The 25243-nt window shown below is 63.7% G+C and carries 20 protein-coding genes; 10 read left to right on the top strand and 10 right to left on the bottom strand.

The window, feature by feature from the left end; translation table 11 throughout:
* Window positions 1–5 precede the first annotated feature (5 nt).
* Window positions 6–371, top strand: a complete 366-nt coding sequence (locus IPN92_00100; protein ID MBK8636736.1) for a hypothetical protein — start codon at window positions 6–8, stop codon at window positions 369–371.
* A 15-nt stretch (window positions 372–386) separates the two neighbouring features.
* Here IPN92_00100 and IPN92_00095 read toward each other — a convergent pair whose 3' ends face one another.
* Window positions 387–644, bottom strand: coding sequence for a hypothetical protein (locus IPN92_00095; GenBank protein ID MBK8636735.1), 258 nt, complete (start codon window positions 642–644; stop codon window positions 387–389).
* Window positions 645–1096: 452 nt separating this feature from the next.
* On the opposite strand from IPN92_00095, the gene IPN92_00090 reads away from it, so the two are divergent.
* Window positions 1097–1393 carry a putative addiction module antidote protein gene (locus tag IPN92_00090; GenBank protein MBK8636734.1) on the top strand — a complete coding sequence of 99 codons (297 nt, stop codon included), beginning with the start codon at window positions 1097–1099 and terminating at the stop codon, window positions 1391–1393.
* 244 nt (window positions 1394–1637) lie between these two features.
* Window positions 1638–2039 (top strand): hemerythrin family protein, encoded by a 402-nt coding sequence (locus IPN92_00085; protein MBK8636733.1) that lies wholly within the window; start codon window positions 1638–1640, stop codon window positions 2037–2039.
* Window positions 2040–2175: 136 nt separating this feature from the next.
* On the opposite strand, the gene IPN92_00080 is transcribed toward IPN92_00085, so the two are convergent.
* The gene (locus tag IPN92_00080; GenBank protein MBK8636732.1) at window positions 2176–3171 is read right to left on the bottom strand and encodes a 2-enoyl thioester reductase domain-containing protein; all 996 of its coding nucleotides are present in this window, start codon (window positions 3169–3171) and stop codon (window positions 2176–2178) included.
* Window positions 3172–3424: 253 nt separating this feature from the next.
* Here IPN92_00080 and gloA point away from each other — a divergent pair, with 253 nt between their 5' ends.
* Window positions 3425–3811, top strand: coding sequence for a lactoylglutathione lyase (gloA, locus tag IPN92_00075; GenBank protein MBK8636731.1), 387 nt, complete (start codon window positions 3425–3427; stop codon window positions 3809–3811).
* Between the two features lie 102 nt (window positions 3812–3913).
* Here the strand turns inward: gloA and IPN92_00070 are convergent, their stop codons facing one another.
* The 3 genes from IPN92_00070 to IPN92_00060 all read right to left on the bottom strand — a co-directional run bounded on the left by IPN92_00070 (window position 3914) and on the right by IPN92_00060 (window position 7235).
* Window positions 3914–4675: a DUF2202 domain-containing protein gene (locus tag IPN92_00070; protein ID MBK8636730.1), complete on the bottom strand. Its 762-nt coding sequence runs from the start codon at window positions 4673–4675 to the stop codon at window positions 3914–3916.
* A gap of 141 nt (window positions 4676–4816) precedes the next feature.
* Window positions 4817–5467 carry a response regulator transcription factor gene (locus tag IPN92_00065; protein MBK8636729.1) on the bottom strand — a complete coding sequence of 217 codons (651 nt, stop codon included), beginning with the start codon at window positions 5465–5467 and terminating at the stop codon, window positions 4817–4819.
* Window positions 5442–7235 carry a hypothetical protein gene (locus IPN92_00060; GenBank protein ID MBK8636728.1) on the bottom strand — a complete coding sequence of 598 codons (1794 nt, stop codon included), beginning with the start codon at window positions 7233–7235 and terminating at the stop codon, window positions 5442–5444. Before IPN92_00060 ends, IPN92_00065 begins: the two co-directional genes overlap by 26 nt.
* A gap of 354 nt (window positions 7236–7589) precedes the next feature.
* Between IPN92_00060 and IPN92_00055 the strand changes: the two genes are divergently transcribed.
* From IPN92_00055 to wecB, 3 genes are all read left to right on the top strand, one after another.
* Complete coding sequence (locus tag IPN92_00055) at window positions 7590–8816, top strand: hypothetical protein (GenBank protein ID MBK8636727.1); 1227 nt, start codon at window positions 7590–7592, stop codon at window positions 8814–8816.
* A 316-nt stretch (window positions 8817–9132) separates the two neighbouring features.
* Window positions 9133–10485, top strand: coding sequence for a sodium:alanine symporter family protein (locus IPN92_00050; GenBank protein ID MBK8636726.1), 1353 nt, complete (start codon window positions 9133–9135; stop codon window positions 10483–10485).
* Window positions 10486–10602: 117 nt separating this feature from the next.
* Window positions 10603–11706, top strand: a complete 1104-nt coding sequence (wecB, locus tag IPN92_00045) for a UDP-N-acetylglucosamine 2-epimerase (non-hydrolyzing) (protein MBK8636725.1) — start codon at window positions 10603–10605, stop codon at window positions 11704–11706.
* A 144-nt stretch (window positions 11707–11850) separates the two neighbouring features.
* Here wecB and IPN92_00040 read toward each other — a convergent pair whose 3' ends face one another.
* The 4 genes from IPN92_00040 to IPN92_00025 all read right to left on the bottom strand — a co-directional run bounded on the left by IPN92_00040 (window position 11851) and on the right by IPN92_00025 (window position 19694).
* Window positions 11851–12612 carry an FKBP-type peptidyl-prolyl cis-trans isomerase gene (locus tag IPN92_00040; protein ID MBK8636724.1) on the bottom strand — a complete coding sequence of 254 codons (762 nt, stop codon included), beginning with the start codon at window positions 12610–12612 and terminating at the stop codon, window positions 11851–11853.
* Window positions 12613–12849: 237 nt separating this feature from the next.
* Entirely contained in the window at window positions 12850–14781 is a 1932-nt protein-coding gene (locus IPN92_00035) for an S-layer homology domain-containing protein (GenBank protein MBK8636723.1), read from the bottom strand.
* Between the two features lie 233 nt (window positions 14782–15014).
* Window positions 15015–16070, bottom strand: coding sequence for a PKD domain-containing protein (locus IPN92_00030; protein ID MBK8636722.1), 1056 nt, complete (start codon window positions 16068–16070; stop codon window positions 15015–15017).
* Window positions 16071–16226: 156 nt separating this feature from the next.
* A complete protein-coding gene (locus IPN92_00025; GenBank protein MBK8636721.1) occupies window positions 16227–19694 on the bottom strand; it encodes a hypothetical protein in 3468 nt (1155 codons plus the stop codon).
* A gap of 457 nt (window positions 19695–20151) precedes the next feature.
* Here IPN92_00025 and IPN92_00020 point away from each other — a divergent pair, with 457 nt between their 5' ends.
* Window positions 20152–20823 carry a hypothetical protein gene (locus IPN92_00020; GenBank protein ID MBK8636720.1) on the top strand — a complete coding sequence of 224 codons (672 nt, stop codon included), beginning with the start codon at window positions 20152–20154 and terminating at the stop codon, window positions 20821–20823.
* 136 nt (window positions 20824–20959) lie between these two features.
* Here the strand turns inward: IPN92_00020 and IPN92_00015 are convergent, their stop codons facing one another.
* Window positions 20960–23782, bottom strand: a complete 2823-nt coding sequence (locus IPN92_00015; protein ID MBK8636719.1) for a hypothetical protein — start codon at window positions 23780–23782, stop codon at window positions 20960–20962.
* Window positions 23783–24289: 507 nt separating this feature from the next.
* Here IPN92_00015 and IPN92_00010 point away from each other — a divergent pair.
* The gene (locus IPN92_00010) at window positions 24290–24508 is read left to right on the top strand and encodes a hypothetical protein (GenBank protein ID MBK8636718.1); all 219 of its coding nucleotides are present in this window, start codon (window positions 24290–24292) and stop codon (window positions 24506–24508) included.
* Between the two features lie 293 nt (window positions 24509–24801).
* The coding region (locus IPN92_00005) for a PAS domain-containing protein (GenBank protein MBK8636717.1) at window positions 24802–25243 on the top strand (442 nt) is incomplete at its 3' end.

Genomic DNA, 25243 nt, shown 5'->3' with positions numbered 1-25243 from the left:
TTGACATGAGAAAGCATCTTGCATTGATCGCCACCCTGATTCCATTCTTCGTCGCTGCCCCTGTAGCCGCCCATCACATGGCGGAAGGCATAGTCGCCGACGACATCTATGCCATGATCGATGAGAACCTTGCGGACAGCCCGCATCTGCTCCTGGACCTGAGCACCACCCCCACCATGACCATCGTCTCGGTGACTGTGGAAGCTGATGATGTGGCGATGGTTGTCGACAGCATCTCCGATGCTCTCGAAGGACAGGGCACGCAGGTCGAGTCGTCGCTCGACGTGGAGATCTCCGCGCCCGATGCCGACGGCCTGGTCACGATAACGATCGAAGAGCGTCTGGGGCAAGGTCAGAGCCAACTACCGTAATCCACACCGTCATACTCAGGAAGGTCGGGACTCGCATCTTGCCGTGCCAGGATGCGGGACTGGCCTGGAAGGTGAATCCGCGAGGCGCTCGCGCCACACCATCCCGTGGCCGCCCGCGCCGCGGCCAGGCTTTCTTAATTCATCCAATTCCTTGCGATACGCCTCGGCATCACCGAAATCACGGAAATCGGCCTGTCGCTGACTAATTTCCGCTTCCAGTTCCGCCTCCAGGACTTTGATGCGACCCAGCAATTCGTCGGTGTCAATGGCCACCTAATCTGAGCCACTAACAGATCGATTTGCCCAGCCAGAGCCACAGGTGTGCTGACATCGCCTTATCTATTGGTATGGGCTGCGCCATTCTAGTTTGGCCAGGGCGACCGTCACCTAGTTGACAGGTGCGCGACTGTTAACTAGGGTTAACACATGTTCGAGATATTCAAATCCGACACCTTTGAGAAACGGCTGACCGGCCTGCAGGATGTACGGTCGCGGGTAGCCATCCAGGCGCGTATCGATCGCATGGCGACCGGCAACCTGGGCGATTGCAAGACGCTGGCGGGATCCTTGTACGAGGCGCGCGTCTTTGCCGGTCCCGGCTACCGACTCTATGTTCATCCGCCAGGGGCAGGTGCTCATTGTCCTGCTCAGTGGTGGCGACAAAGGCTCGCAGCAACGCGACATCAAAGCCGCCCGGCAGTTGGCGGCGGAGTGGAGGGCGCACCATGGCTGAACACTTTTCCCGCTGGGATAGTGCTGACTATCTGGGGACATCGGAGGAGATGCAACTGTACCTGGATGCGTGCATTGCCGAGGACACCGGGGATGGACGGCTGATCGCTCAAGCCCTGGGCACCCTGGCACGGGCGCGCAATATGGCGCAACTGGCGCGGGAGACCGGCATCAGCCGTGAAGGGCTCTACAAGGCGCTGTCCGGTCATGGTCAGCCGAACTTCAGCACGATCGTCAAGGTCGCGCGTGGACTGGGACTGGAAGTGGCGTTTAAGCCAAGGCCAGTGTGAGAGAGATAGAGGTGATGCCCGCTGCGTCCCAGGGCTCCCGCGAGGGTATTGGGCATCCGGCTGGTACCGGCCTTGCGCAGTCAGGCGTCGCCCATAGGATAGGGAACCTGGTCGGGGCCGACAAGCTTGCGGGGGGATGATGAGTCGCCAGTGATCATGAGGTACCCTGCGCTGATGGCGTTGGGGTAAATCGACGGGACTTATGATCGAGTTCCCATTTTTTCAACCATCAGGACAGAAGCTTATGAAAGAATTGGTATGGGACAAGACGCTGAGTGTCGGTGTTCCTGAAATCGATGAAGATCACCGCAAACTGGTGGACCTGTTTAATCTTCTCAATCGTTCCGTCGCGGAAGGGGCGTCCAGAGACTACACCGAAGCGCTGGTTGATGAGCTAATTAGCTGTACGGTATGGCATTTTAAGCATGAGGAGCGACTGATGCTCAAGTATGGCTACCCGGGTCTGGCGGAGCACCGGTCCGAACATACGGAGCTGATCGACAGTGCCCAGGCACTCCAGTGGAAGTTCCAGAGCGGGGAGAGTCCGGCTTCGAGTGAGGACATCGAATTTGTTGAGCATTGGCTGACCGGGCATATCTACGGGGCCGATATGGATCTGGGCGCCTATCTCGGTGAGGTGATGTGAGGGCGGTTCGAGCCAGCGGGCATGCGGCCCTATCAGCTCGCCGAGGCCCTGGAACAGTGACGGCTAAAGCAGCTAGAGTTGTTCGGTTCAGAAGTTAATCATCTCCCGGGTTTTGATGGCGTCCGCGGAGCGCTGGTTATTGATCAAGCCGAAGAATGACCTTGCCGTTGCGGTGTTCCTCCTGGGCCCGGGTAACAGCCGCTTTCACCTGCGCAAGTGAATAATTCGAATCAATCGCTTGGTGTAATCCGCCGTTCGCCATCCACCCGGCCAGCCGGTCATAAAGCTGCGCAATGTCCGCCGGCGGTTGTTGTTTCAGCCATGCAGTGATCCACAAGCCTTTCAGTTCAAGCCCCTTGAAAATAAAAAAACTGTTGGGCACCTTCACGCTCTGTTTACTCATGGCCCCGTAGGTCACCAGCGTGCCGCCAGAACCCAGCACCTGCATCAATCGCGTGGCACTCTCGCCACCCACCGCATTCAACCCCAGCAGGGGCCTTTCATCTTTCAGTTCCTCCAAGACCCGCTTGACCCCCTGTGGATCATCCTCCCCCACGACCACATCCGCCCCCAGGGTCCTTAATTCCTCAGCCCACCGACCCGCTCCGCGGACAAAGTTAATGGTTTTGAATCCCAGAAGCCGGGCAATCTGAATCACGCAGCGTCCAACTCCAGAGTTAGCCGCGTTTTGAACGATCCAATGACCTCTTTGCAGTTCCCGGTAACCCGTCAGCAACCGATAGGCGGTAGGGGGATTGATTTTCAGCATCGCCGCCTGTGCCGGGTCGAGGGTGACCTTCAGTTTCAGGAACTGATCTGCCGAGGCGGTCAGATACCTGGCCCAGGTACCGACGCCATGCAGCAGGATCACACTATCGCCGGGCAGGAAAGCAGGCGAACGGGATACTTCGACCACGCCACAGCCTTCCAAGCCGACGCGAGCGTCAGGAAACTCCGGCTTGAGGCCATAGACACCCTGGACGAAGTTGATATCGGCCGGGTTGATGGGGGCCGCCAGCATCCGTACCTGGATTTCACCGGCCAGGGGTTCACGAACAGGGGCAGGGTTCAGCTCAAGGACCTGTTCCGGCTGACCGCATTGTGGAAAGATAACGACGGTGTTTTCAAGCATAGCGTTCAAGCCTCGGGAGATTATTACTTTTGAAACGAACGAGTCTGGTTGCTGTTGATGCCAGGACGGGCATACCTCCCCCGAGGGCTGAGGTGACCCGATGGCCCGCTGGGGAATATAACCATTGTAGACGCTGACATGGCGTTGGAGAGCATCCGCCAGGGGATGAAATAGCCGGGCACAAAGGGGTCGGGATCGACCAGCAAGAGGCGTGTCGTAACATCCAAAACCACCATCAAGGGAAGACAGACCGATGAGAATCCTGCACACCATGCTCCGCGTCGGGGACCTGGACCGGTCCATCGACTTCTATACCAAGGTCCTGGAAATGCGGCTGCTGCGCCGCAAGGACTACCCCGACGGTCAGTTCACCCTGGCATTTGTGGGCTACGGGGAGGAGTCGGCGCAGGCGGTCATCGAGCTGACCTACAACTGGGGCGTGAGCGCCTATGAAGTGGGTACCGGCTTCGGCCACCTTGCCCTGGAAGTCGAGGATGTCCATCGCGCCTGCGAGAAGATCCGGGAGCGGGGCGGGAACATCATGCGCGAGGCCGGACCCATGAACGCCGGCACCACCATCATCGCCTTCGTGGCGGACCCGGATGGCTATCCCATCGAGTTGATTGGACGGAGGAATTGAGTGGACCTGATGGTGACCATGGTCGAGGTCTCTCTGGAATAAGCACTGACACCCCGGCCTGGGGCCGGGGTGTCAGTGCCCCATGGGGCGCTCTGACTGGAACTAACGGCCGCCGCGGAACGGCCCTCCCTGCGGAGGTAAGCCCCTGGGTTGGGGGCGCGCCGCGCCGCTATCACAATGCTCCATGGGCGCGGCCAGGATTGCATTGAGGGAAGCCACATAGGCGTCATAAGCCTCTGTCCCCGCATCGGGCCGGATTCCAAAGTCATCCACATAAACCGCGCTCGCGTCAATGTAGGAATCACCCGTGGCCAACTCGATGTTGTGGGCGAAGGCCCTCAGATGGTTGCCGGAGCCGCACAGCAGGTTGTCGTAAACGCCCTGGATATCCGCGTAACCCTCCGCGGTGGCGATCGCCTCGGCCAGATCGATCATATCGACCTCCTCGATCAGGCCACCGACCAGGAGGGCGCCCAAACCCGAGACCTTGCCGTCCGCCACCAGCTTCACATAGAGGTCGGCGAGGTCGGTGTTATTGAACTTGCACGCATCGTCTCGACAGCTCTCTGGGTAGGTTCCCTGTCCCCCCTCGACCGCCGAATCCGCGATGCCGTAGTTGTCGAGCAGTTGCTTCATGGCCTCCATATGCCGCTGCTCCGAGTAGGCGATGTTGTCGCATACGGTGAGTGTCAGGCCCTTAGCCAAATGGAAGTCGTAGAGCGTGGCGTAGACGTCCCGCGCCAGCTTTTCCTCCTCGCGCATGAACTTCATGTCATCCTGGACCAGACTCCAGTCGGCAGCCGTTGCCGCGCCGACAGCGAGGATCGCCAGGGTCCCGCCGATCACACCCAGTTTCTTGAACATCTGATTTACCTCGCTGTCGTGGTTCCCGCAATCCCTGGCGACTGGGGCTGCCGGTCCGGCGCCCCTCCCGCCTTCTTAATTCATAGCGCGGACCACACCCTCTGCCCATCAGGTAGATAACCTATTGACTCGGTGGAGCGGCTAGGGCTGGACGAGACCCTCACGGATGGCAAACCGGGCAAGCTCCACCCGGTCGTGAATGTCGAGCTTTTGCATCAGGTGGGTGCAGTGCTGCTCCACGGTCTTGACGCTCAGGTCGGCGATGCGGGCGATCTCCTTTTTCGCCAGTCCCTTGGCCAGATAGGAGAGGATCTCCAGCTCCCGCGGCGTCAGAAGCTGGGCGCGCGTGCGCACGCACGCCGCCAGGCGCGGCCCGTCGGCGGTGATCTCCAGGCGGCTGCGTACCTCGGGACAGAAGCAGGTGCCCCCCTTCAGGACCTTGCGGATGCAGGTGAGCAGACTATCCGGCGTCCCGCCCTTGGTGGCATAACCGCGTGCCCGTGCCTGGAGCGCTTGGGCGATATAGCCGTCCTGCACATATCCGCTCAGAAAGAACAGGCGCGTGCCTGGCAACTCGGTGCCGATACGTTGCGCCGCATCGAACACCGAAAGACCGGGCATATCGATGTCCAGTACCACCATGTCGGGTCGTAGTCGAAGCGTCAGATCGAGCGCCTGACTGGCGTCCTGCGCCAAGCCCACCACCTCCAGGTCGGGCTCCTGCGCCAGACGCTGGCTTAGCATGTCGCGCACCAGCGCGTGGTCATCAACGATCAGAATGCGTGATTTCAAGGGTGCCATGGTCGCTCGTTAGATTATGGATCAGCCGGATGAGCTCGCTCATCAGGAAGGGTCTATCCAAGGTCAACACATCCGCCCCGGTCTCTTCCGTAAGCTCGCCCTGACCGGGACCCAGGACCATGATCGGCACCGCCCGACCGTCTCCCCGCGCCGCCCGCAGACACTCCCCGAGGCTGCGCGTGGCCAGGCTGGCATCGAGCAGCACCACATCCGGCGGTAGTTCGGTGATGGCATCCCTGAGCGCTTGGGATGACTCGGCGGCGCGCACCCGATAGCCGTCCGCTTCCAGGGCCGAGAGCACCAGCCCCTGAGTATAGGCATCCGCCAGCCCGACCAGGACACGCTTGCCTGCCCCGTCCTCGCGGACCTCCGCCTCCGCCGGGACCGGCCCCAGCCCTTGCAGCTCGAGGGTGAAACGGGTTCCCCTGCCGGGCTCGGAGTCCACCCGGATCCGACCCCGATGCTCTTCCACCACGGCGGCAACCACCGCCAGTCCCAGTCCCGTGCCCCGGCCCCGTGGCTTGGTGGTGAAGAAGGGCTCGAATACCCGGTCCTTCAACTCTTCCGGAATCCCCATGCCGGTATCCTCCACCTCTAGTCGGACCCAGCCGACCCCTGTCTCACCCTCTTCATCGACCACCGGCGCCAGACCGATCCGCAGGCGCCCGCCCTCGGGCATCGCGTCCCGGGCGTTGAGCACCAGGTTCAGCAATACCTGCCGAAGCTGGGAGCGGTTTGCCCAAACCCAGCAGCCGTCTCGCTGGTCAGGGACATCGACCTCAAGGGACACTATCGCCGGCAGCGTCTCGCGGAACAACCGAACCGCCTCCGCCACCAGTCCCCCGAGTTCCACCGGCCCCATCTCGGCCCCCGTGCGGCCACTGAAGGTGAGCAATGATCGAATCAGCTCGGTGCCCTGGCGGGCGGCCGCGCCGATCTTTCCCAGCGCCTCGGCGGCGGGATGATCCTGGGCGAGCCGGTTGAGGCCCACGTCCACGAAACCCTGAACGACGCTCAGGATGTTGTTGAAGTCATGCGAAATCCCTGCCGCCAGCCGCCCCAGGGCCTCCATCTGCTGGGCCCGGCGCAACCGCGCCTCCGCCTCGCGGCGTTGGGCCATCTCCGCCTCCAAGGCGCGACCCCAGGCCCGTAACCGCTGCAGCAGGACCACCCAGACCAGGGTGGAGAGCCCGAAGATGGCAAAGGCGAGGACTAGGGCGGTCAGCTCCCGGTGACCCTCCACGCGCAGCCGCTCGCTGAAGGAACGGTTGAGCCGGGTGATGGAGTCGGCCACGCGGGCTTCGAATGCCCAGCCGAGGCTGCGGTAATCGGGGCTGTGCAGCATGGCCTCGGCGGTGGCAGGGTCATGGTTGGCGAGGGCGTCAAGGGCGGCATTCTCCCGCTGCCGCAACCCCAGGCTCACCCTCCCCAGCGAGGCGAGGGAGGCGAACGCCGGGTCCGCCTCGCCGAGTTCGCGCGCCTCCTCCAGATGGGATTGAAGCTCCGTCTCCCAACCGCGATACGAACTTGCCTTGGCGTGGTCACCATCAAGGACCACCAGATGGGCATCGTACATCAGGTTGAGGTGGCTGGAGAGGATCTGGCTACCCAACGCAAGCCCGCTGGCGTAGTCGTTGGTGAGCATCCGACTCACCCGAAAGGTGTTGTAGACATGCCAGTACAGCAACAGAAACATGCCCAGGGTGACCGTGATCACCGCGGCGAACCCCATCAGTGGGAACTGCTTGAGCTTGGTCACAACGCCTTGCCAATCCCTCCGGTCAACCCCCGTCACAAACCCACCACCGCCCCTCGGCCACCCGGGCGGGATCATTGATAGCCTAGCCCATCCGCGGGGAATCACAACCCCGATGGCCTCCCGAGCCCTAGCCTGGCTAGGTAATCCCGGCTTGGGGCCACGACTGGGGTATCTGCCCCATACCACACCCCGCCCCGTTTACCAGACTTAAGGCAGATAGGTTTTCTGGCCCGCTTCTCCGGGTCGTGCGCGTGAGGAGGCGGCGGAAAGGGACCGACCGAGGGAGCGGTCGCGCAAGCGTGACGGCCTGCGGTCAAGCTGGACTGGCTAGCAGCGTCAATGGGGGAACAGGCAATGAAGCTTATATTGAAACACAAGGTACTGGCGCTCGTGGTGGCATCCGCCATTCTCGTGGTGGCGCCAATGGCCATGGGCAAGGGAAAACCGATCACCGGCGAGAGCGGCGTCAACAACCTGTCGTTCCCGGTAATCCTGTCGGACAACGTGGGGCCAGCAGCCTTCCCGGCGGACGGCATCTGGAGGTGGGCGCCGATCACCGACCCGGTGGCGCAGTGCGTTGACGAGGCGGGGGTGGCGGACGGCACCGCGGTCGCCCCCTCCATCCTGTGCTACTACGGGCGTAAGGTCACCGTCGTCTCGGAGACTGGAGAGATCTTGTTCACCGGCGACCCGAAGGTTTGGTGGCTCCAGAAGCGCACGCAAAACTTCTGGAAAGCGCTGAGCGTTGGACATGACATTACAACACCGCTAGTGGTGAGCGCGGTGGATATCGGAGACCTGCTCGAATCGAGCCCGTCGATCGCGACCCGGCAGATCCGCGTCGAGTTCAACCTGCTGCAGAGTGTGCCGGCGGTGGGCGACGAGCTGAGTACATACCTGGTGCCTGACTGGACATCCGGTGTTCCGGCGCCCTGCGTGGTGCCCGATACGGCAGGTGAGGGCATCGGCTGCTTTGCGGCCTTCGGGATGAGCGGGGCGGTGCCCGGCACCGAGCAGTCCGGCAATGAGATGCAGGGCAATGACTTTGGTCCTGGCGACACGGTCACTAATCCCGGCACCCAGACCCTGCTCGATCCTACGACAGTCAGGATCGCGACGGCCGCGACTGGCCCGATTCCGATCCATGCGCTCGTGTACTCCCGCTGTGCGCGTATGCTCATCCAGAAGATCGGCACGGATCCGTACTGGGATGAAACCACGGGTCTGTGGGCCGGCACGGGCGTGGCCGCCCCCTCGGTCAACGTCCCCGTCTACACCAACGCCCTCTCGGTGGAGATCACCTCGGGCGGCAGCATCGTTTATGGCTACAACTGGAACGCCAAGACCGCCTCCACGGGCACTTACCGCCTGACCTTTGTCCTGGATGGCAACGACGCCGAGGGGCCTCAGTGCAACACGCCGCTCGCTACCAAGTTCGAGGCGGGTGGCACCCAGCTCGTCAACCTGGGCGAGAACAACACCTCGACGAGCATCGTCTACGCGGGTGACACCGACCTCGGCGACGAGGGCGGCATCGCCTACCTCGACCTGACCCTCACCGCCAAGGGCGGCAACAGATAGAAAATTACTTTGTCTTAATTTAATAGGAGAAATGTTTTGCGAGCATGGGGTGATTAGGCGGTAGCATTGCCCCCACGGTGCCATCGGGTACTCCCCCCCTCGAGTGGCACCCTTACGGGCCGGGCGGCCTCCTTCCGCCCGGCCCTTTCTGTTTTTCGCCACACCCATCGCATTCGCAATCACCCCTTGCCGGATCTGATTGGTATCATGCGCGACGTGCTCTGCCCGGCCAACCTCCACGACCGCTATCCGCGTTAGGCCTGGCTCGGGCGCCACACCCATTACCTTCGCCAATCTTGGCTAACAGGGGCTGAATATGCAGAGTATCGAATCGTTGGTTTCCATCCTCTCGGGTTGGGTCTGGGGGCCGCCCATGTTGATCCTCCTGGTCGGTACGGGCGTCTATTTGACCTTCTTACTGAGGGGGATGCAGTTCCGTGCCCTGGGACATGCCTTCCGGCTGATTCTCCACAAGGATCACGGGCACGAGGGCGATATCAGTCACTTTGGCGCCCTGATGACCGCCCTGGCGGCCACGGTGGGCATCGGTAACATCGTCGGCGTGGCGACCGCCATCACCCTGGGTGGCCCCGGCGCGGTCTTCTGGATGTGGATGACCGGCCTGGTCGGCATGGCCACCAAGTACGCCGAGGCCTTGCTGGCGCTGAAATACCGGGAACGCGGCGACTTCGGGATGCGCGGTGGCCCCATGTATTACCTGGCCAAGGGCGCCAACCAGCCGGTGTTGGCCTGGCTCTTCGCCCTCTTCACCGCCATCGCCACCTTCGGCATCGGCAACATGACCCAAGCCAACGCCGTTGCGGGGATCTTCCAGTCCAGCTTCCATATCGAGCCCTGGATGACGGGCGCGATCCTGACCCTGCTGACCGGCGTGGTTATCCTGGGCGGCATCCATTCCATCGCCCGCTTCACCTCCTTCCTGGTGCCCTTCATGATCCTGGTCTATGGGGTGGCGTCCCTGGTGGTGCTGGCCTTCAACGCCAGCGAGATCCCGGCGGCCCTGTCGCTCATCTTCTATCACGCCTTCAATCCCATCGCCGCCGGCGGTGGCTTCGCCGGGGCGGCGGTGGCGGCGGCCATCCGCTATGGCGTGGCCCGCGGCGTCTTCTCCAACGAATCCGGGCTTGGTTCGGCGCCCATCGCCGCCGCCGCCGCCCGCACCAATGACCCCGTCAAGCAGGCCCTGGTCAGCATGACCCAGACCTTCATCGACACCCTGGTGGTGTGCAGCATGACGGCCCTGGTCATCCTCACCGCCAGTCCCTGGACCCAAGGGGTGGGCGCGGCAAGCCTCACCAGCCAGAGCTTCGCCGAGACCCTGGGTGGCACGGGTGAGATCATCGTCGCCATCGCCACCGCCCTTTTCGCCTATTCAACCATCCTGGGCTGGAGCTATTACGGTGAAAAGGCCATCGAATACCTGGCCAACTCCCTGGGCGGCGCGCGCGCCGTGCGTCACGCCATCCATGGCTACCGGCTAGTCTTCACCTCGGCCGTCATCGTCGGCACCCTGATGCAACTGGACTTCGTTTGGAACTTCTCCGACCTGGCCAACGGCCTCATGGCCATCCCCAACCTCATCGCCCTCCTGCTCCTGTCCAAGGTCATCAAGCAGGAAACGGATCGGTATTTTCAGGGCCTCAAATAATGTCAGCCGCTTTCACACGGGTCCTGGATGTGCCCTGACCCCTCGGCAAGCAGCGCTGGGCACGGGTATCGGATATCCTCAAGTTCCATAGATTGATCACTGGAACTAATTGCAGATATGAAAGGCGTCAAGCTACTCTGTATCGCCGGTACCCGGCCCGAGGCCATCAAGATGGCGCCCGTGATCCAGGCCCTGCATGAGGAGCCTTGGGCGGATTGCCGGGTGCTGGCCACGGCCCAGCATCGCCAGATGCTTGACCAGGTCCTGCGCCTTTTCGATATAGCGGCGGATATCGATCTCGATATCATGCGTCCCAACCAGGCCCTTAACGCCCTCACGGCCCGTCTGCTACTCGACCTGGATGCCGCGCTGGAGGTCGAGTCACCGGACGCGGTCCTGGCCCAGGGTGATACCACCACGGTCATGTCGGCCGCCCTGGCCTGTTTCCATCGGCGCATCCCTTTCGGTCACGTGGAGGCGGGGCTGCGCACCGGGGATCTGGGCAATCCCTTTCCCGAGGAGATGAACCGGGTCATCGCCAGCCGGTTGGCGCGATGGCATTTCGCGCCCACGGAGCGCTCCCGCGCCAATCTGCTGCGGGAGGGGTGCGAGGCCAGTCACATCTGGGTGACGGGTAACACGGTCATCGATGCCCTGTTGCGCGTGGCCGCGACCCACCCCGATCCCGGTGTCCCCATCGATCCCTCCCGGCGGCTCATCCTGGTGACGGCCCATCGGCGGGAAAATTTTGGCGCCCCCTTCGAGACGATATGCCGAGCCATCCGTCATCTGGCGGATAGCTACGCGGACGTTCAGGTCCTCTACCCGGTGCATCCCAATCCCAATGTGCGGGAGTTGGCCCATGCGCTCCTGGGGGGGCATGAGCGCATTACCCTGGGGGAGCCCCTCGATTATGCCGCCTTCGTCGGGGCCATGCAGCGGGCCTATCTCATCCTGAGCGATTCGGGCGGTGTCCAGGAGGAGGCCCCGGCCCTCGGTAAGCCCGTCCTGGTGCTGCGCCAGGAGACGGAGCGGCCCGAGGCCGTGGCCGCCGGCGTGGTCGAATTGGTTGGCACGGATTTCGATGCCATCGTCGGCGCGGCCCGGCGACTACTGGATGACGCCGCGGCCTACCGGGACATGGCCAAGGGGGCATCCCCCTACGGCGATGGCCAGGCGGCGGGGCGCATTGTCGGGGTCCTTCGCGAACATTTCGCTTGAACGGGAAGCTGCCCGTGAAGGACTTTTCATTTACCCCCCGGCGGCGGGGTCGCAAGCCTGACGCGGGTCATGCCATTTGAGCGTCAGCACGCCGGTCAACTCGCAGGTTCCCGCCCCGTCGTCAATCCCCTTGGCCGCCCTCACCTAACCGCCATCATCCTCGGCGGGGGGGATACTGGGTCGGACCTTCCGCGGCGGGGGCGGTGGCGCTAGTTCAACCGACAGCAGTTCCAACTCAAAGATCAGGGCGCTGTTGGGCGGGATGCGATTGTCGCGACCCCTCTTGCCGTAGGCCAAATCCGGCGGGACAAAAATCTCCCACTTGGCACCTTCCTTCATCAGTTGCAGGGCCTCGCGCCAACCCTTGATGACCTTTCTGACTTCCAATGTCGCCGGCTTTTCATCCTTGTATGAGCTGTCGAACACACTGCCATCGATCAGGGTCCCCCGATAATTCACGGTGACCCGGCTGTTGGGCGCTGGGGTCTTGCCTTCACCGGCGCTTATTACCTTGTACTGGAGCCCGCTCGGCAAGGTCGTCACCCCTTCCTTCGCCCCATTGGCGGCGAGAAATTCCTGGGAGCGCTCCAGGTTCTCCTGAGTCCGCTTTGCGATGATCTGGGCCAGGGCCGCCCGGCGCTCGCTGGACTTCACCATTGGTTGGCTGCCGGAGATACCGTCCTCGACGCCTTTCAGCAGGACCTCGGGCACCACTGACAGCTCCTCACGCTTGAGGTCCTGACCCAGCTCGTAGCCCAGGCTGTAATTGACCTTGTCGAGATCGGATCCGATCTCGACAACCGCCGCAGGCTTGACCATCTCCGTTTTGGACTCTTGCGGTTCGTCCGCGAGGCCGGCGCCGTGCAGGAGTCCCAGCACTGATAAGGTGATAATCGATCTTCTCATTCCCATCTCGTTTCCTCTCTGTGAGTCATTCCGGTCCACTGACAGGTCCGGGATGATGCCTACGGTTGAGCCGTCGGACCCAGCGCCGTGGATGGGGCGACCCGGTCGTCTCCGCTGCACCGCGCCCTCGCGTTGGTGGCGACAAATGCCAGCTTGATGGGAGCCGCTCGGTCCCTGGGCCCTCGCCATCGTCAGGTAGGCGACGGCAAGGGGCAAGCCGCACGTCACAAGGTCCGCTTAATCCATATCCAGGAAGGCCCTCGCCAGGAAGGCCGCCATCTGCTCCCGCGTGACGCTGTCGTCGGGGCAGTAGTTGCCATCGCCACAACCTTGGGTGACACCGAGTTCAACGAGCCTCTTGATGTAGCGGCAGGACCAGTCAGTCGGCGCAACATCATCGAAAGGCGCGACGCCCTCGCAGTAATCCAGCGGCGGTTCGCCCTCCAGCGCCCTGACGATGAAGGCTGCCACTTGCTCGCGGGTGACGATACCCTGGGGACAGTAATAAGTTCCGCCGCAGCCACCCGTAATGCTCAGCTCAACGAGCCGCTTGATATGCGGGCAGGACCAGGTGCCGGGGGAAACGTCGCTGAAAGGCGCCACGCCACCACAGTAGTCAGTGGCCGGATCGCCCTCCAAGGCTCTGATCACGAAAGCCGCCATCTGCTCACGGGTGACAAGGCCCTGTGGACAGAAGTTGCCGTTACCACATCCGCCGGTGATCCCCGCCGCGTAGATGGCATTGATGTAGTCTTCGGCCCAGCTTCCCGGGGGAACATCCGCAAAGGGGGTGGGCGGATCCTCGCAGTCATTCTCGGTGAGCTGCGTCACGAAGATGTCGGAATCCCCCGCGTGGGGCAGCAGAGGGCTGCCCCAACTGGTGCCGCTCCCGCCGGTGAGGTGGATGCGGCAGTCCGAGCCGAGGGCGATCGCGTAGCCGTCGTCTATTTCCACCGAGCCAAGGAAGCCGTGCCAGCGCACTACACCGTCCTCGCCCAGCTTCGCCGCCACGATGTCCTTGTCGCCGGAGAAAGGAAACACCGGATCGGTGCCCCAGGAGGCATTGCTCGTCCCGGTGACGAACACCCCCCCCGCGCCATCGGCGGCGATGCCGTAGCCCCAGTCCCCTTGTCCGGAGCCGAGGAAGCTGTGCCAGGCCAGGACTCCGTTGAGGTCGAGCCGGGCGACCAGGATGTCGGCGTCGCCGGCGTAGGGGTCGATGGGGCTACCCCAGCCCGAGCCGCTGTAGCCGGTAAGAAATAGGTTACCGCCGGTGACCGCGATGCCATAGCCCTCGTCCCCGACCCCGGAACCGAGGAAGGTGTTCCACTGGAGCGCCCCCTCCGGGTTGAGCTTGGCCACCGCGATGTCCTTGCCGCCGGCGAAGCCGCGTACCGGAGTGCCCCAGGGCGACCCGCTGGCGCCGGTCACATAGGCGTTGCCGCTGGCATCGACGGCGATGGCCTCGCCCTCGTCATTGTCCATGGAGCCCAGGAAGGTGTTCCACAGCAGGCCGCCGGAAGCGCCGAGCTTGGCGACGACGATGTCAGGCTGCTTATTGGCGGCGTGGGGCCGAAGGGCATCCCCCCAGTCGGCGTCGCTCTTGCCGGTCACCAGGAGGTTGCCCTGGCTGTCGATGGCGACGCCGGAGCCCGCGCTCATGCCCTCCGAGGTGCCCAGAAAGCTGTGCCAGAGGAGTTGGCCCGCGCCGCTCAGCTTGGCCACCAGAATATCGCTGAGGCCCGAGTGCGCCCGCAGCGGGCCGCCCCAGTCGGAGTCGCTGTAGCCCACGACCGCTATATTGCCAGAGGCATCGAGGGCGATCCCATAGCCCTGGTCCGCCCCTTGGGAGCCCAGGAAGGTGTTCCACAAGAGGTTGCCGCTGCTATCGAGCTTGGCCACCACCAGGTCCGGTCCGCCGGAGTGGGCGCGGAGCGGATTGCCCCAGGTGGCCAAGCTGGTGCCTACCAGGTAGAGGTTACCGGCGGCGTCCACGGCGACGCCGTAGCCGTCGTCGTTCTTCGCCGAGCCGAGGAAGTTGGTCCAGGTCAGGGTCGGGTCGAGCGCCAGGTCGCTGGCCTCATCGGCAGCGGAGGCGTTCGGATTGGCGCTTGCCGCGCCGATCAAGCCCGCCATAACAAAGGTCTTCCACCATCTTGAGTGTTGCATGTGTCTTCTCTCCCGACCAGCAAGGCGTCAGCGTCACCGGTCCACTAGGTAGGGTCAAGTTCATGGCGAGGGGACGCCCCCCAGGGAGCCACCGGGCAGGTAGGAGGGGAGGGGGGAGGGGTGATCTCATGGCGGTCTTCGCCGGGGAAACGCCGACCGATCGGCGTTTCCCCACTCTTTGCGATGGGCCAGCGGGGTGGGCGAGGCGGACCCCACCCACCCGCATGCCTGCCTTATTGCACGGTCGTGGTGGCGGTGGCCCGGTCCTGATCCGGGTTGACGTCCGCGATGGTCACGACCCATTTGATGGTGCCCGCGATTTTCGATCTGTAGGAGGGGAAGGTAAAGCTCGTGGTGCCCGTGATATTGGAGTCGTAGACGTTCAGACTCCACTTATAGACTTGGACCCCACCCTGCGTGCCCGTCACGGTCGCCTTCGCCTGCCCCAGGACGGTGCCGGGGTTCTCGACAAACAGCTTGATCGCGATAAGTTTGCCCACCAGCCGTGTCGTGGTGACCTTGAACGCGGCGATGTCCAGGTCGAGGACGGAGGCCCCCGAGATGGTAGCGATGGTCGAGTTGGTGTTGGTATCGCCCTCGCCGTCGGTCACCGTCAGGTTGACGATGTAGGTATCCGGCAAGGTGTAGGTGTGTTGGACGGTTGGTTCGGTGGTGACCTCATCCGGCGAACCGTCACCGAAGTTCCAGGTGTAGCTGACGATACCGGCGCCCTCGACGTCACTGTCATAGGACCCGCTGCCGTCGAAGGTGATGGGCACGTTCACGTAGCCCGCATAGGGGCCGCTCGGGTCGGCCACCGGCTCGCCATCGACAGGCGGGTCGTAGGGCACGGGGACACCGGCGACCACGCTGATCGGGGCGCCGGTGGGCACGCAACGCCCGCCCACGTCGGCGACGTAGATTTGGTTCACTGGCCCCTCGGTCCAGCCCGGCTGGGCGTTGACGGTGATCTCCTCCAAGTTGGTCGATGCAGTGGGGTCCGAATCCGAATCCAGGGATTCGATGGCTTCCAGGGCCGGAACGATATTCAATGGCAGGTTGCCGTCGAAGGCATCGCACAGGGCCTTGCCGTAGGTATTGAGGTTCTGGTCCTGGGTGCCGTGGCAGAGGGCACAATTGGCATTGTCGGTGGTCGAGCCGGGATAAGTGGCCTGCCAGGTCCCCATAAAACTCTTCAAGGCCTGGGCGGGCGTGATGGCCGTCAGCAAGCCGGCCGTTAGGAGCGCGGATGCAAGGGTCCGCAGCAGGGGTGAGGGGGGGTGTGACATGGTGGGGTTCCTCCAGGGAATCGCTGTTCGGTGGATGGCCGCCCCGGGCAGTGCTCTGACCCTTTCGGCGGGGCGGCGGATCTTCTGGTGAGTGGTTGAGGTTCGGTGCCGGGACCCCTGCCCGGGGTTCGAAGCCGGGCAGGCGGCGCTGGGTGGTTACTGAGTTGACCCCTGGCCGAAGTCCCAGGCCCAGTCCGTGGAGATGTAGCCGTCGCGCCACCAGACCCGGCGGGCCATGGCGTCGGACGAAATGACCTCGTCCCACAGCGTTTCGTTGTTGTCCGTCACCGGATGCTCCAACTGCGCCCAGACGCCGTAGAGGAACTGCCCGCCCGGGTTGGCCGTCAGGCTGGCCTCGCTGGCCTCGAGTCCGGGTTTGCCCTGGTCGAGTTGGTCGAACTCGTTGCAGAAGCCCGAGTCGATCAGTTCCTCGGGAACACCCGTGTCCGGATCGGTGTCGCCATGAGGATCCGACGGATAGCAGACGCTCAGGTCGGTCTCTTCCGCCCACACCTGGTAGTCGTCGCCGAAGTCCACCGCGCGGCTGTAATGGAGGTCCAGCGGTTCGGGTTCGCCGACGGCGGTGGTGGTGTTGTCACCGGTCTCGTACACCACGAAGTAGCGCGACGGATTCCGGACGTCTTCATCATACGGGTTGGTTCCGTAGCCGAACGTATCCAGCGTGTTGCTCACGCCCTGGGGCGAGCCGGTGATGGCGAAACGCGGGTCGAGGGTGGTGATGCGCATGGACTGGAGTTGCGTCACGTTGCGGGCCTGCTCGGGGGCGCCGGCCTTGTACTGGTTGCACACCCGGGGCTCGACCAGGTCGCCAGTCCCGGTCTCTGTACTGCGGAAGGTCTCGCAGGTGACCGTGCCGTCGCCGCCGTAATGGGTCCCGTCCCAGTAAGTGTAGTCCCCGGGCAGGGTCTTCCAGGTCGTGGCGCCGGTGAAGGACCGGCGGATGTACAGCTCGTAGCGATCGCTGCCCTTCGCGTTGAGACGCCAGTTCGGCGACCAGGCGTACAGCATCATGACCATGTCGCCGTCCAGGAAGCCGCGATGGCCCTTCGCCACGTCCAGCGGGTTGTACCAGGACTGATCCTTCAGGGTGGTGGCGTCGGTCCGCATGTCGTTATCGCACGTGTATGGTATGGCATCCGGATCAGTCTGGCTCACCGTGGTGAATTTGGCCGGGCACTGGTGCCAGGACAGGACCTTGGTCGTGTTGGGCTCGACCAGGCTGCCCTGCAGAACCGGGTTGGTGTCGCCGACGCCAAACGTCGTTGGTTCGCCAGATTCCGATACTCTTGTCAGGTCGACCTGCGGGCAATCAACCTCTAAGCCGGTGCTCGAATCCTGGCAGGTGTCCGGGATGGTAGCCGAGAGGTTCAGGGCCGAATCCAGGCAGAGACCGCCGGGGTAGTAGGGGTTGGGGGTCTGACCTTTCGCGGGGTTGTAGGCCCAGTTGGAGCAGGCCATGTAGCGGAAGGCATAGGGGTTGCCGCGCTGCGTCAGGGTCCAGTTGCCGTTCTTCATAAGGATGCGACGCGACATGACGTCCGCCGGGCCGCCCTGGTTCATGATGCCTTGCTTCCAGGTTGGCAGGGCGAGCAGGTCGTAGGCCGCCTCCGAAGTGTCCTGGTGCACCTTGTAGATGTCCTGCCCCAGCCAACTGCCGCGCCGGGCGATCTCGGTGTTGTAGATGTCGAAGTTGTATTCACCGAAATCCCAGAAATCGCTGGTGTTCCTCACCGGGTAAAATTCGCCGTTCGTCCAATCCACCTCGGGCTGGTTGAGTTGGTGGCCGGGCTGGGTCAGGTTGGCCAGCAGGGTGTCCTTCGTTTTTCCGCCGACGGTGTCCTTGATCGACATGCCGAAGGTGAAGTAGCGGATGTTCTTGCCATCGTCGAAGGTGAAGCAGTCGGGGTCGCTGTTGTCCTCCTGCACGCAGGCGTTGCCGTCCGCGTCGAAGGTGAAGGCACCGAGGCCCTTGTCCTCCTCGGCCACCACCGCGACAAAGGCGTTGTTGATGACGGCGTTCTTCACCTTGCCGGTGGAGTCGTAGCCGTACACCGCCAGACGCGGGCGGGTGGCGGCGGTGTTGCCGACGTTCGGCATGCCGTTCTCGGCGACGCAGATATCGGTCGGGGTGTTATCCGGTCCGGTCGGGATCTGGATGGTGTCCTGGCACAGGTCCTTCAGGCCGTAGTCCATCGGGGTTGTCGCGTTCTCATCCGGGAAGACCGGTGCCACGGCAGCGGTACCTTCGAGGGCCGAGCCGTAGCAGTAGGGTTTGGGATTGGTGACGTTGCATTTGGCGTTGTCGGTCAGCCGCATGGGCATGGCGAAGGGCACGAAGGGCTTCGGCTTCTGAGTTACGTCCGTAGTAGCTGCCAATTTTTCATATTCCGCCAGAGTGAGGTATGCGGGGACAGTATTGGTGCTGTCTACCCACTCCGGATTCTGCACTACATCGAAATGTTCCGCATCGATATAGGTATACCAAACATCGGTTTGGCTGTTGCCAACCGCGCCGCTCCAGCCCTCGCCGGGACCCTCGCCCTGGCCGCCGCGCAGGCCTTCGGGGTCCTCCTGCCAGGTAATGGCGCAGCCGGCGCCGCCGACGCAGACGGTCTCGATGCGGTTGAGGTCGCGCACGCCGGAGGTGAGGCGCTCGGCCTTGAACCAGCGCATGTAGCTCGACTCAGTGACATCGGCGGTGCGCGGGTCGTTGCCCTCGTTCAGGACACCGCGGGCCGTCCAGAGGCAGTTGAAGGGGACCGCGCCGACGGCCTGGTTCGGCTCGTAGTCGTCACTCGCGAGGTAATCGACAAAGCCCTGCGAGCCACCGACGCCGTACATGTCGATCAGGTAGATGTCGTCCTTTGAGGCCGTGGTCAGGTCGATGCCCAAGTAGGTCGCGATGGCCGCGCGCCGGGCGATCTGCTCGGGCGTGGCTTCAGGATTGTCGAGGGAATAACTGGGCTGGCCACTCGCGCAGTAGCGGCTCTGCCAGGCCACCAGGACCTTGTTGCCCATGATGCTGTGGAACAGGTTGGTCACGTCGCCGGGGTATTGGTAGTCAGTGTCCGCGAAGAGCGGCACATCCGTGCGAATGACATTGCAGTTGGCGCTGTCGCAGGACGTCAGGTCTGCGGACTGGGAGAGGTTGGTCTTCTTCCAGGTGTCGCCGTCGTCCAGGCTCACGGCGGCGTAGGCGTCGCGCTTGCCGTGGCCAACGAAGCCGACGCCCTCCACACTGATCAGGGGCCCCAAGAGGTTGACGCCGATCAGGGGTTTGGCCAGGTCGCGCTCCGGTTCGACCAGGTTCCCGTCGACGTTGTAGTACAAGGGGTCTCCGAGACCCCCACTCGCGGCCTGGCTGGGCACGTAGAACTTCATCTGGTGGATATAGGCGTGCTCGGCCTCGTCCACATAGCCGGCGACCGTCGGGGTCTTCAGCTTGGACATGCTCTTCAGGATCGGCTTGCCGGCTTCACCGTTGCCGCCGTCATCGGCCACCACCGCCACCGCCATGCCGGCGAGCAAGGCCGCGACGGCGCGCGCGAGTGCGCGCCGGCGCCATTTCGGATTGGGTCTGTGTTTCGGTTCTTGCGTGTTCATGGTGCCCCCATGTGGTCAATGTGGAGAGCGCTTTGGCATGGCACCCGCCACGCCCGCATCTTGAGGACTGCTCCTACCTCAAGTGCAAGCTTAGGAGTCCCGGACGAGGGGTGATATAGGAGGGGCTCTGATGCGGGTATCGGTGTTTGTCCTATCCGCGTGTCCTTTCCCGAGGGGTGAGTCGCCATCCCGAAGTGGGCTGCGGTACCGAGCGTGGCCCCCAACAACTGCCTTGACACTTACCGGGGCCGCCGAGGTTGAGCTACACTGGGCTCTTCGGGCCGGTTGATTGGTTCAGGATGAGGGGGGCATGGCCCGTCCACGACCGGGCCCAATCCCCGACAGGAGCGGTTTCGCTGCCAGTTATCCGCGGCGCTGTTGTAGGGGGCGCCTTGGCGGTTTGAGCCGCCGCGCTGGATTCAAGGCCCGCAGGGGCATGACTGCATCGAGGGAAGCAATGAATAAAGAAGTTGTCACCATTCTGATGGCGTCCTTGCTGATCGCGGCCTCGGGTGTCGCCCCCGGCCCGTCGGCCGCCGATGACCAGGTTAAGCCGGACGAGGCCGTCCAGGCCGTGGGGCAGGCGGTCGAGCCTCGGGTTGCGGTGCCGGACACCCCGCCCGCGGCCGAACAGGCGCCGCAAACCATCACCGGGGCCTTCGGCATACCCCTCGGCGAGCGCTTCGATCCCTGCATGGTGGCGAAGGTCATCAGCCAGGAAGAGAAGAGCTACCGCGGGCCGAACAAGGTGGAGGCGCAAGGGACCCTTTACCGGGTGGAGCCCAAGGTGCCCAACACCCTGTTTGCCACCTATGCGGTCGCCACCACGGCGGATGGTCTCATCTATGCCATTCGCGGGGATCAGGAGCCCGCGGAGCCGAAGCCGGCCTGCGAGGCGCCCAAGGCCCTGGCCGCATTCCTGGCGACTCAGTACGGCAAACCCAGCGCGATGGGCCCCGCTGGGGACTGGTACGGCTTCCGCGACCGGTTGCGCCCCAACTCCCGGAGTGTGCGGTTGCACGCAACCCGCTGCGGGCGGGGCATCTATTCGATCGTCTACAGTGACGATGGGGTGCGTCTGGGGGCGCCGGCCCCCAAGCCCGAGCCCAGCGCTACCTCGGGGCTGTGACTCGGGTGGACCCCGGGCGGGCATCTCGCTCGCCACTCCCGATACAGCCTACCGGTCAAGCGCCGGCCTGCAAAAAAAAGCGCCGGCCCAAGGCCGGCGCAAAAAGGGTCAAAGGATGGGTTAGGCGCGACTGGCGTTAGGGATTAGCGAGCGCCTTGGTCAGTTGGCTGACATCATCGACGATGACCTCATCGCGGGTGTAACCCAGCACGGCGTAGTTTGGTACCGACTTCGTCACCGGCTCCAGCACCGGCATCCAAGGCCCACCGTTCCAGGTCAGGTCTTGTGCGGTCAAGTTGGTGCCGGCCAGTGCCGAGTCGCTATCCGCGCGCGTGAAGCGGCGGTAGCCCGTGAGCTCGTCACCGTTCAGCGTGAGTTTCGCCCTCGGATCGAACCAGTTCAACACCATCAGACCGCGGCTCGGGCGCAGGTACACTCGATCACCCGCGATGTCGATGTCCGCTGTCCCCGCTGCGATATCTTCGTCTGCTGTTTTGAGACCCAGATTGATGATCCGCTTTGCGTGGTAGTAGACCCAGCGCCAGACAGGCATCTCCGCCTGGCCCAACCCTTTAACATCGACCAATACCTTGTCGGTGACCGGGACCGGGCTATCGAGCAGGCCCCCCGCGCCGTGGCAATCGGCACAGCCGTTGCCCTGGCCGGAGCCCTCGGCCCCGAGGGCGTTCTCTTCGGGGTTTGGCGCGACGCCGTGCCCTCCCAGGGTGATGCCGTTGGAGAAGGCCGGGTAGTTGCCGACCAACTGCTGGATCTCCTCCGGCGTGGCGCCTTGTGCCTGGAGCTGCATGGCCAGGAACAGCTTCATGTCACTGCCGTCGGGCAGTTTCATCGTCGCGACATTGCTCACGTCCGTGAACTTTTTATACCAGTCATAGTCCGCTGGCAGGAACATGGGGACGTTAAAGCCCTTGAATTGATCCAGACCCGCATTGACCGCACCGAACATGTCGAATAGGAAGGATGTATTGGGATCGATGAAGCCGTCGCTGTTTGCATCCGGCGGCGACCCGGCCAGGGCGCTGCTGACGAGATAGTGCTCATAGCCATAGGCCGCCTTGCTGAAGTTCATCAGATTGGGGAAGCCCATCATCATGGCCATTGCCTGTTTGTTTGCGTTCGTCATGTCCATCATGTCGGCAAGTGTCAGCTTGCGCGTTGCCTCGGGCGTCAGCCCCTGGACGATAACATTCCCGTCCTTGTCCTTGACCTCACCGAGCAGACCCAGCGCCGTAAAGACCTCTGCATTGCCGTAGAGCCCGTCATCGCCGCAGGTGAAGGGCCCCGTCCCAGGCAAATTGAGCGTGTCGCAATCCGCCGCCTTGGCGAAGAAGCCGTACATCGAAAACTTGTTATATGGGAATCCCGCCTCGTTCAGCGCGGTCTTGCCCGCGAAGAAGCGGCCATCCATCACCATGCCGTTGGCCATGGGCTTGAAGGGCGCGATCTTGGCGTTTTCAGCGCCCCGCACGGCGAGTGACTGGGCGAGGAAGGAGGTGGATCCGTTGAACCACATCAAGACCGGCGTCAATCGGTAGGCCGCGAAATCGGCGTCGATATCTCCTCCCACGTCCTCGTTCGCGATCATGTGGTCCGCGGTGATGACCTTGGTGTCGAGTCCGGCGGCGTTGCGCCCGAACGACAGGTGGCCACCGTGGCCGTACATGGAATAGGTGATGCCGCCGCTCTGGATGATGTGGCAGGTCTCACAGGCAATCTTGTCCAAATGCCCCTCGGAGTGCACCTCACCCGAGAGCCCGACCGCTGGGTGGCACTGCACGCAGGTCAGGTGAGTCGGGTCGTCCGGGTTGGGGGCTACACCGGGAGCCGGTGGCGGATAATCGGCCGCCGCCAGGTCGCCGCCCACCAGGTGGCCGCGCACGAATTTGTGCACATCGAGCAAGCCATCGCCGTCCAGGTCGGCGTCCAGGGTGACATGGCAGGCCGTGCAGGTGTTCTTTGCGCACCCGTCCCCGACGTCGAAGCAGTCGGCGCTGGCGTGAACGTCATAGCCCTCCCGGAACAGGGTGCCGCGCTTGTAGCCCGTGCGCGCGTGCTCATGGCAGCGCAGGCAGGCGTGCTCATCCGTCGCCCCGACGGACAGGATCGCGGCAACCGACCGATCTTGCGCGACGGTGGGCCAGGGCGTTTCCGGCACCCCATTGCCATCCGTGTCCATCATCAGCGGTACATCGGCATCGCCGTCACCGTCCGTATCGATCAGCTTGTCCGGCACGCCGTCGTGATCGAAGTCGGTGTTGTCGCGGGAGAGGTTTGCGTAGCCCTCGGGGGAGGGGGAAGCCTCCCCTGGGGCCGCATAACCGGCAATCCGAAGCGTATCGAGCTCGGTTTCGCTCAGATCATCGCGTACGGACAGATAGGTCTCGGCGTGGCAGATCAGACAGTTGAGTCCACCATCGACGAGGCTCTGGGCGTTGGCTGCCGCCAGCTCTTGCGGCATCCCCTGTTGCATGAAGGTGCTCAGGAAGGCGTTCTGCATTGGCGGCATGAAGCGCCCCGTATGACACTTGCCGCATTCGCCCAGGTTGATGTCGCTGTTGTAGTTGATCAGCGCGGTGGTCCCGGGAAGCCCGCAGGCCCGATCGACCTGGCCGTGAGCGCCGCCGCCCGGGAACAGAATGCGCGGGTTGGGACCCTGGCCGGTGAAATGCACCGAGTTCTTGAGCTGAGCGATGGCGTCCTCGTGGCATTTCGCACAGAGGACGGTGGCCATGCTGCGCTCCACCTCCGCCGCCGGAATGAGAGTGTTGTCCCCCTTGACGTGGTACGCCTTCTCGTCCAAGTTGTAGATGATTTGATATGCGCCGTCGACAAAGTGCCCTTTCTCGACTTTGGCGGCCCAAGCCCCGGCCGAAAGGCCAAAAAGGCTGGCCGCCGCCAGCGGCAGCAACCCTTGATACAGTAACGCGCGTGTGGACATCTTTACATCCTCCCAGAATGTTCCGCGAACCCCCGAACATGGCGCCGGCAGGGAATCGACCCGGGATCAAAGTGCAGCGCTGACGGGGAGCCTCGCCTCAAGCCCGTGTGACCCCTCATTAAAAATACTACCCATCGGCCTTCCCCGGTGTCGGCCAAACACGGACGCTCTTATCCGCGTTTGTCCTACAAGGGCGCTCCGCGGGGGCTAGGGGCCTTGACCTGGGGCTCTGGGTCGCGTCGCCGCGGACACGCGCGCGCTCTCGTTTCCGCTACGGCAGCAGCCGGGTCCCATTTAAGCCTAGGCCCCGCCAGAGCCGGCTGGTATCGGAGAAGTTCTGATTGCCCTATGAGTGATGGTCCTGCTCTGGCGCCGGGGAGGGATAAAATCAGACAAACACCGGTAGCCGCCGCCGGCCGCGGTGGGCTATTCATATGTAAGCACGCGGAGCTCTTCGACCCGCGCCGTTCGGCGGCGGGCCCGGGGCGCGCCAGGAGCCCGATGACGATGCCATTCGACCTGTTTGCCACTCCCGCTACCTGGGACTTGCTGTCCAAGACCGGGCAGGCCTACTTTGATGCCCTGATGGAGTACCTGGTGACGGTGCTCGGGGTAAGCCTGGCCTTTACGGTGGAATCGGTCGCCCCTTCCGGCCAGCGCGTCTGCCCGGTGGCGAGCTGGGGGGGGGGTAGGCTTTCGCGGCGGCCTCTGCTACGACACCCGTGACACGCCCTGCGAGCGGCTGGGGCAGGGCCAGAACGGCATCTACCCCGACCGCCTGGCAGAGCGCTTTCCGGCCGACCCCTGGGTGGCGAAGTCGGGGATGCGGAGCTATGTGGGAGTACCCTTGCTCGGCGCCGAGGGGATGCCCCTCGGGCACCTCGGCGTACTCGATCACCGCCCGATGACGGACCCCCAGGCCGTCGCCGCCACCCTTGCGGCCTTTGCCCCCCGCTGCGCGGCGGAGCTGCGGCGCGCCCACCAGGACCGGGGGCTGGAGCGGCTGCGGCGCGCCCGCCATGACCAAGGATTGGAGCGGCGCGTCGGCCATCACGCCTGGGTGCTGTATCGGGCCGCCGCGGTTCGCGGCGGTCATAACCACTCCCGATGGCCAGGATTTCCTTGGCTTCTCCGCGGCGGACCTGAGGGAGTCCGAGGACCTGCGCGGTCGTCAGATCCATGAGCCGGATCGCGAGCGGGTCCTTGCAGCCTTCGCCGGTGCCTACGAGTCGGGGGAGGATTTCGTCATCCAGTACCGGCTGTGGGACAGGGAGCGCGAGGTGCTGCGTGACTTCCAGGACTACGGGCACATCGAGCGTGACTCCCTGGGGCGGCCGACGGCGATCACCGGAGTGCTGGTGGACATCACCGCCCGCGTCGCCAGCGATGGGGCGGTGGATGGCTTCATCCGTGGCCTCACCGAACAGGAGGAGGCGCGGCGCGCGCTGGCCGAAAGTGAGC

It is taken from the genome of Chromatiaceae bacterium (genome assembly GCA_016714645.1).
Classification (GTDB): Bacteria; Pseudomonadota; Gammaproteobacteria; order Chromatiales; family Chromatiaceae; genus M0108.
The sequence above is the reverse complement of the archived record's forward strand: the minus strand, read 5'-3'. Positions and strand labels throughout refer to the sequence as shown.

Bases quoted from the DNA above. Each gene is read 5' to 3' on its own strand.
- IPN92_00100 (MBK8636736.1), top strand. From the start codon at position 6: ATGAGAAAGCATCTTGCATTGATCGCCACCCTGATTCCATTCTTCGTC.
- IPN92_00090 (MBK8636734.1), top strand. From the start codon at position 1,097: ATGGCTGAACACTTTTCCCGCTGGGATAGTGCTGACTATCTGGGGACA.
- IPN92_00085 (MBK8636733.1), top strand. From the start codon at position 1,638: ATGAAAGAATTGGTATGGGACAAGACGCTGAGTGTCGGTGTTCCTGAA.
- IPN92_00080 (MBK8636732.1), bottom strand. From the start codon at position 3,171: ATGCTTGAAAACACCGTCGTTATCTTTCCACAATGCGGTCAGCCGGAA.
- gloA (MBK8636731.1), top strand. From the start codon at position 3,425: ATGAGAATCCTGCACACCATGCTCCGCGTCGGGGACCTGGACCGGTCC.
- IPN92_00070 (MBK8636730.1), bottom strand. From the start codon at position 4,675: ATGTTCAAGAAACTGGGTGTGATCGGCGGGACCCTGGCGATCCTCGCT.
- IPN92_00055 (MBK8636727.1), top strand. From the start codon at position 7,590: ATGAAGCTTATATTGAAACACAAGGTACTGGCGCTCGTGGTGGCATCC.
- IPN92_00050 (MBK8636726.1), top strand. From the start codon at position 9,133: ATGCAGAGTATCGAATCGTTGGTTTCCATCCTCTCGGGTTGGGTCTGG.
- wecB (MBK8636725.1), top strand. From the start codon at position 10,603: ATGAAAGGCGTCAAGCTACTCTGTATCGCCGGTACCCGGCCCGAGGCC.
- IPN92_00040 (MBK8636724.1), bottom strand. From the start codon at position 12,612: ATGAGAAGATCGATTATCACCTTATCAGTGCTGGGACTCCTGCACGGC.
- IPN92_00035 (MBK8636723.1), bottom strand. From the start codon at position 14,781: ATGCAACACTCAAGATGGTGGAAGACCTTTGTTATGGCGGGCTTGATC.
- IPN92_00030 (MBK8636722.1), bottom strand. From the start codon at position 16,070: ATGTCACACCCCCCCTCACCCCTGCTGCGGACCCTTGCATCCGCGCTC.
- IPN92_00025 (MBK8636721.1), bottom strand. From the start codon at position 19,694: ATGAACACGCAAGAACCGAAACACAGACCCAATCCGAAATGGCGCCGG.
- IPN92_00020 (MBK8636720.1), top strand. From the start codon at position 20,152: ATGAATAAAGAAGTTGTCACCATTCTGATGGCGTCCTTGCTGATCGCG.
- IPN92_00015 (MBK8636719.1), bottom strand. From the start codon at position 23,782: ATGTCCACACGCGCGTTACTGTATCAAGGGTTGCTGCCGCTGGCGGCG.
- IPN92_00010 (MBK8636718.1), top strand. From the start codon at position 24,290: ATGCCATTCGACCTGTTTGCCACTCCCGCTACCTGGGACTTGCTGTCC.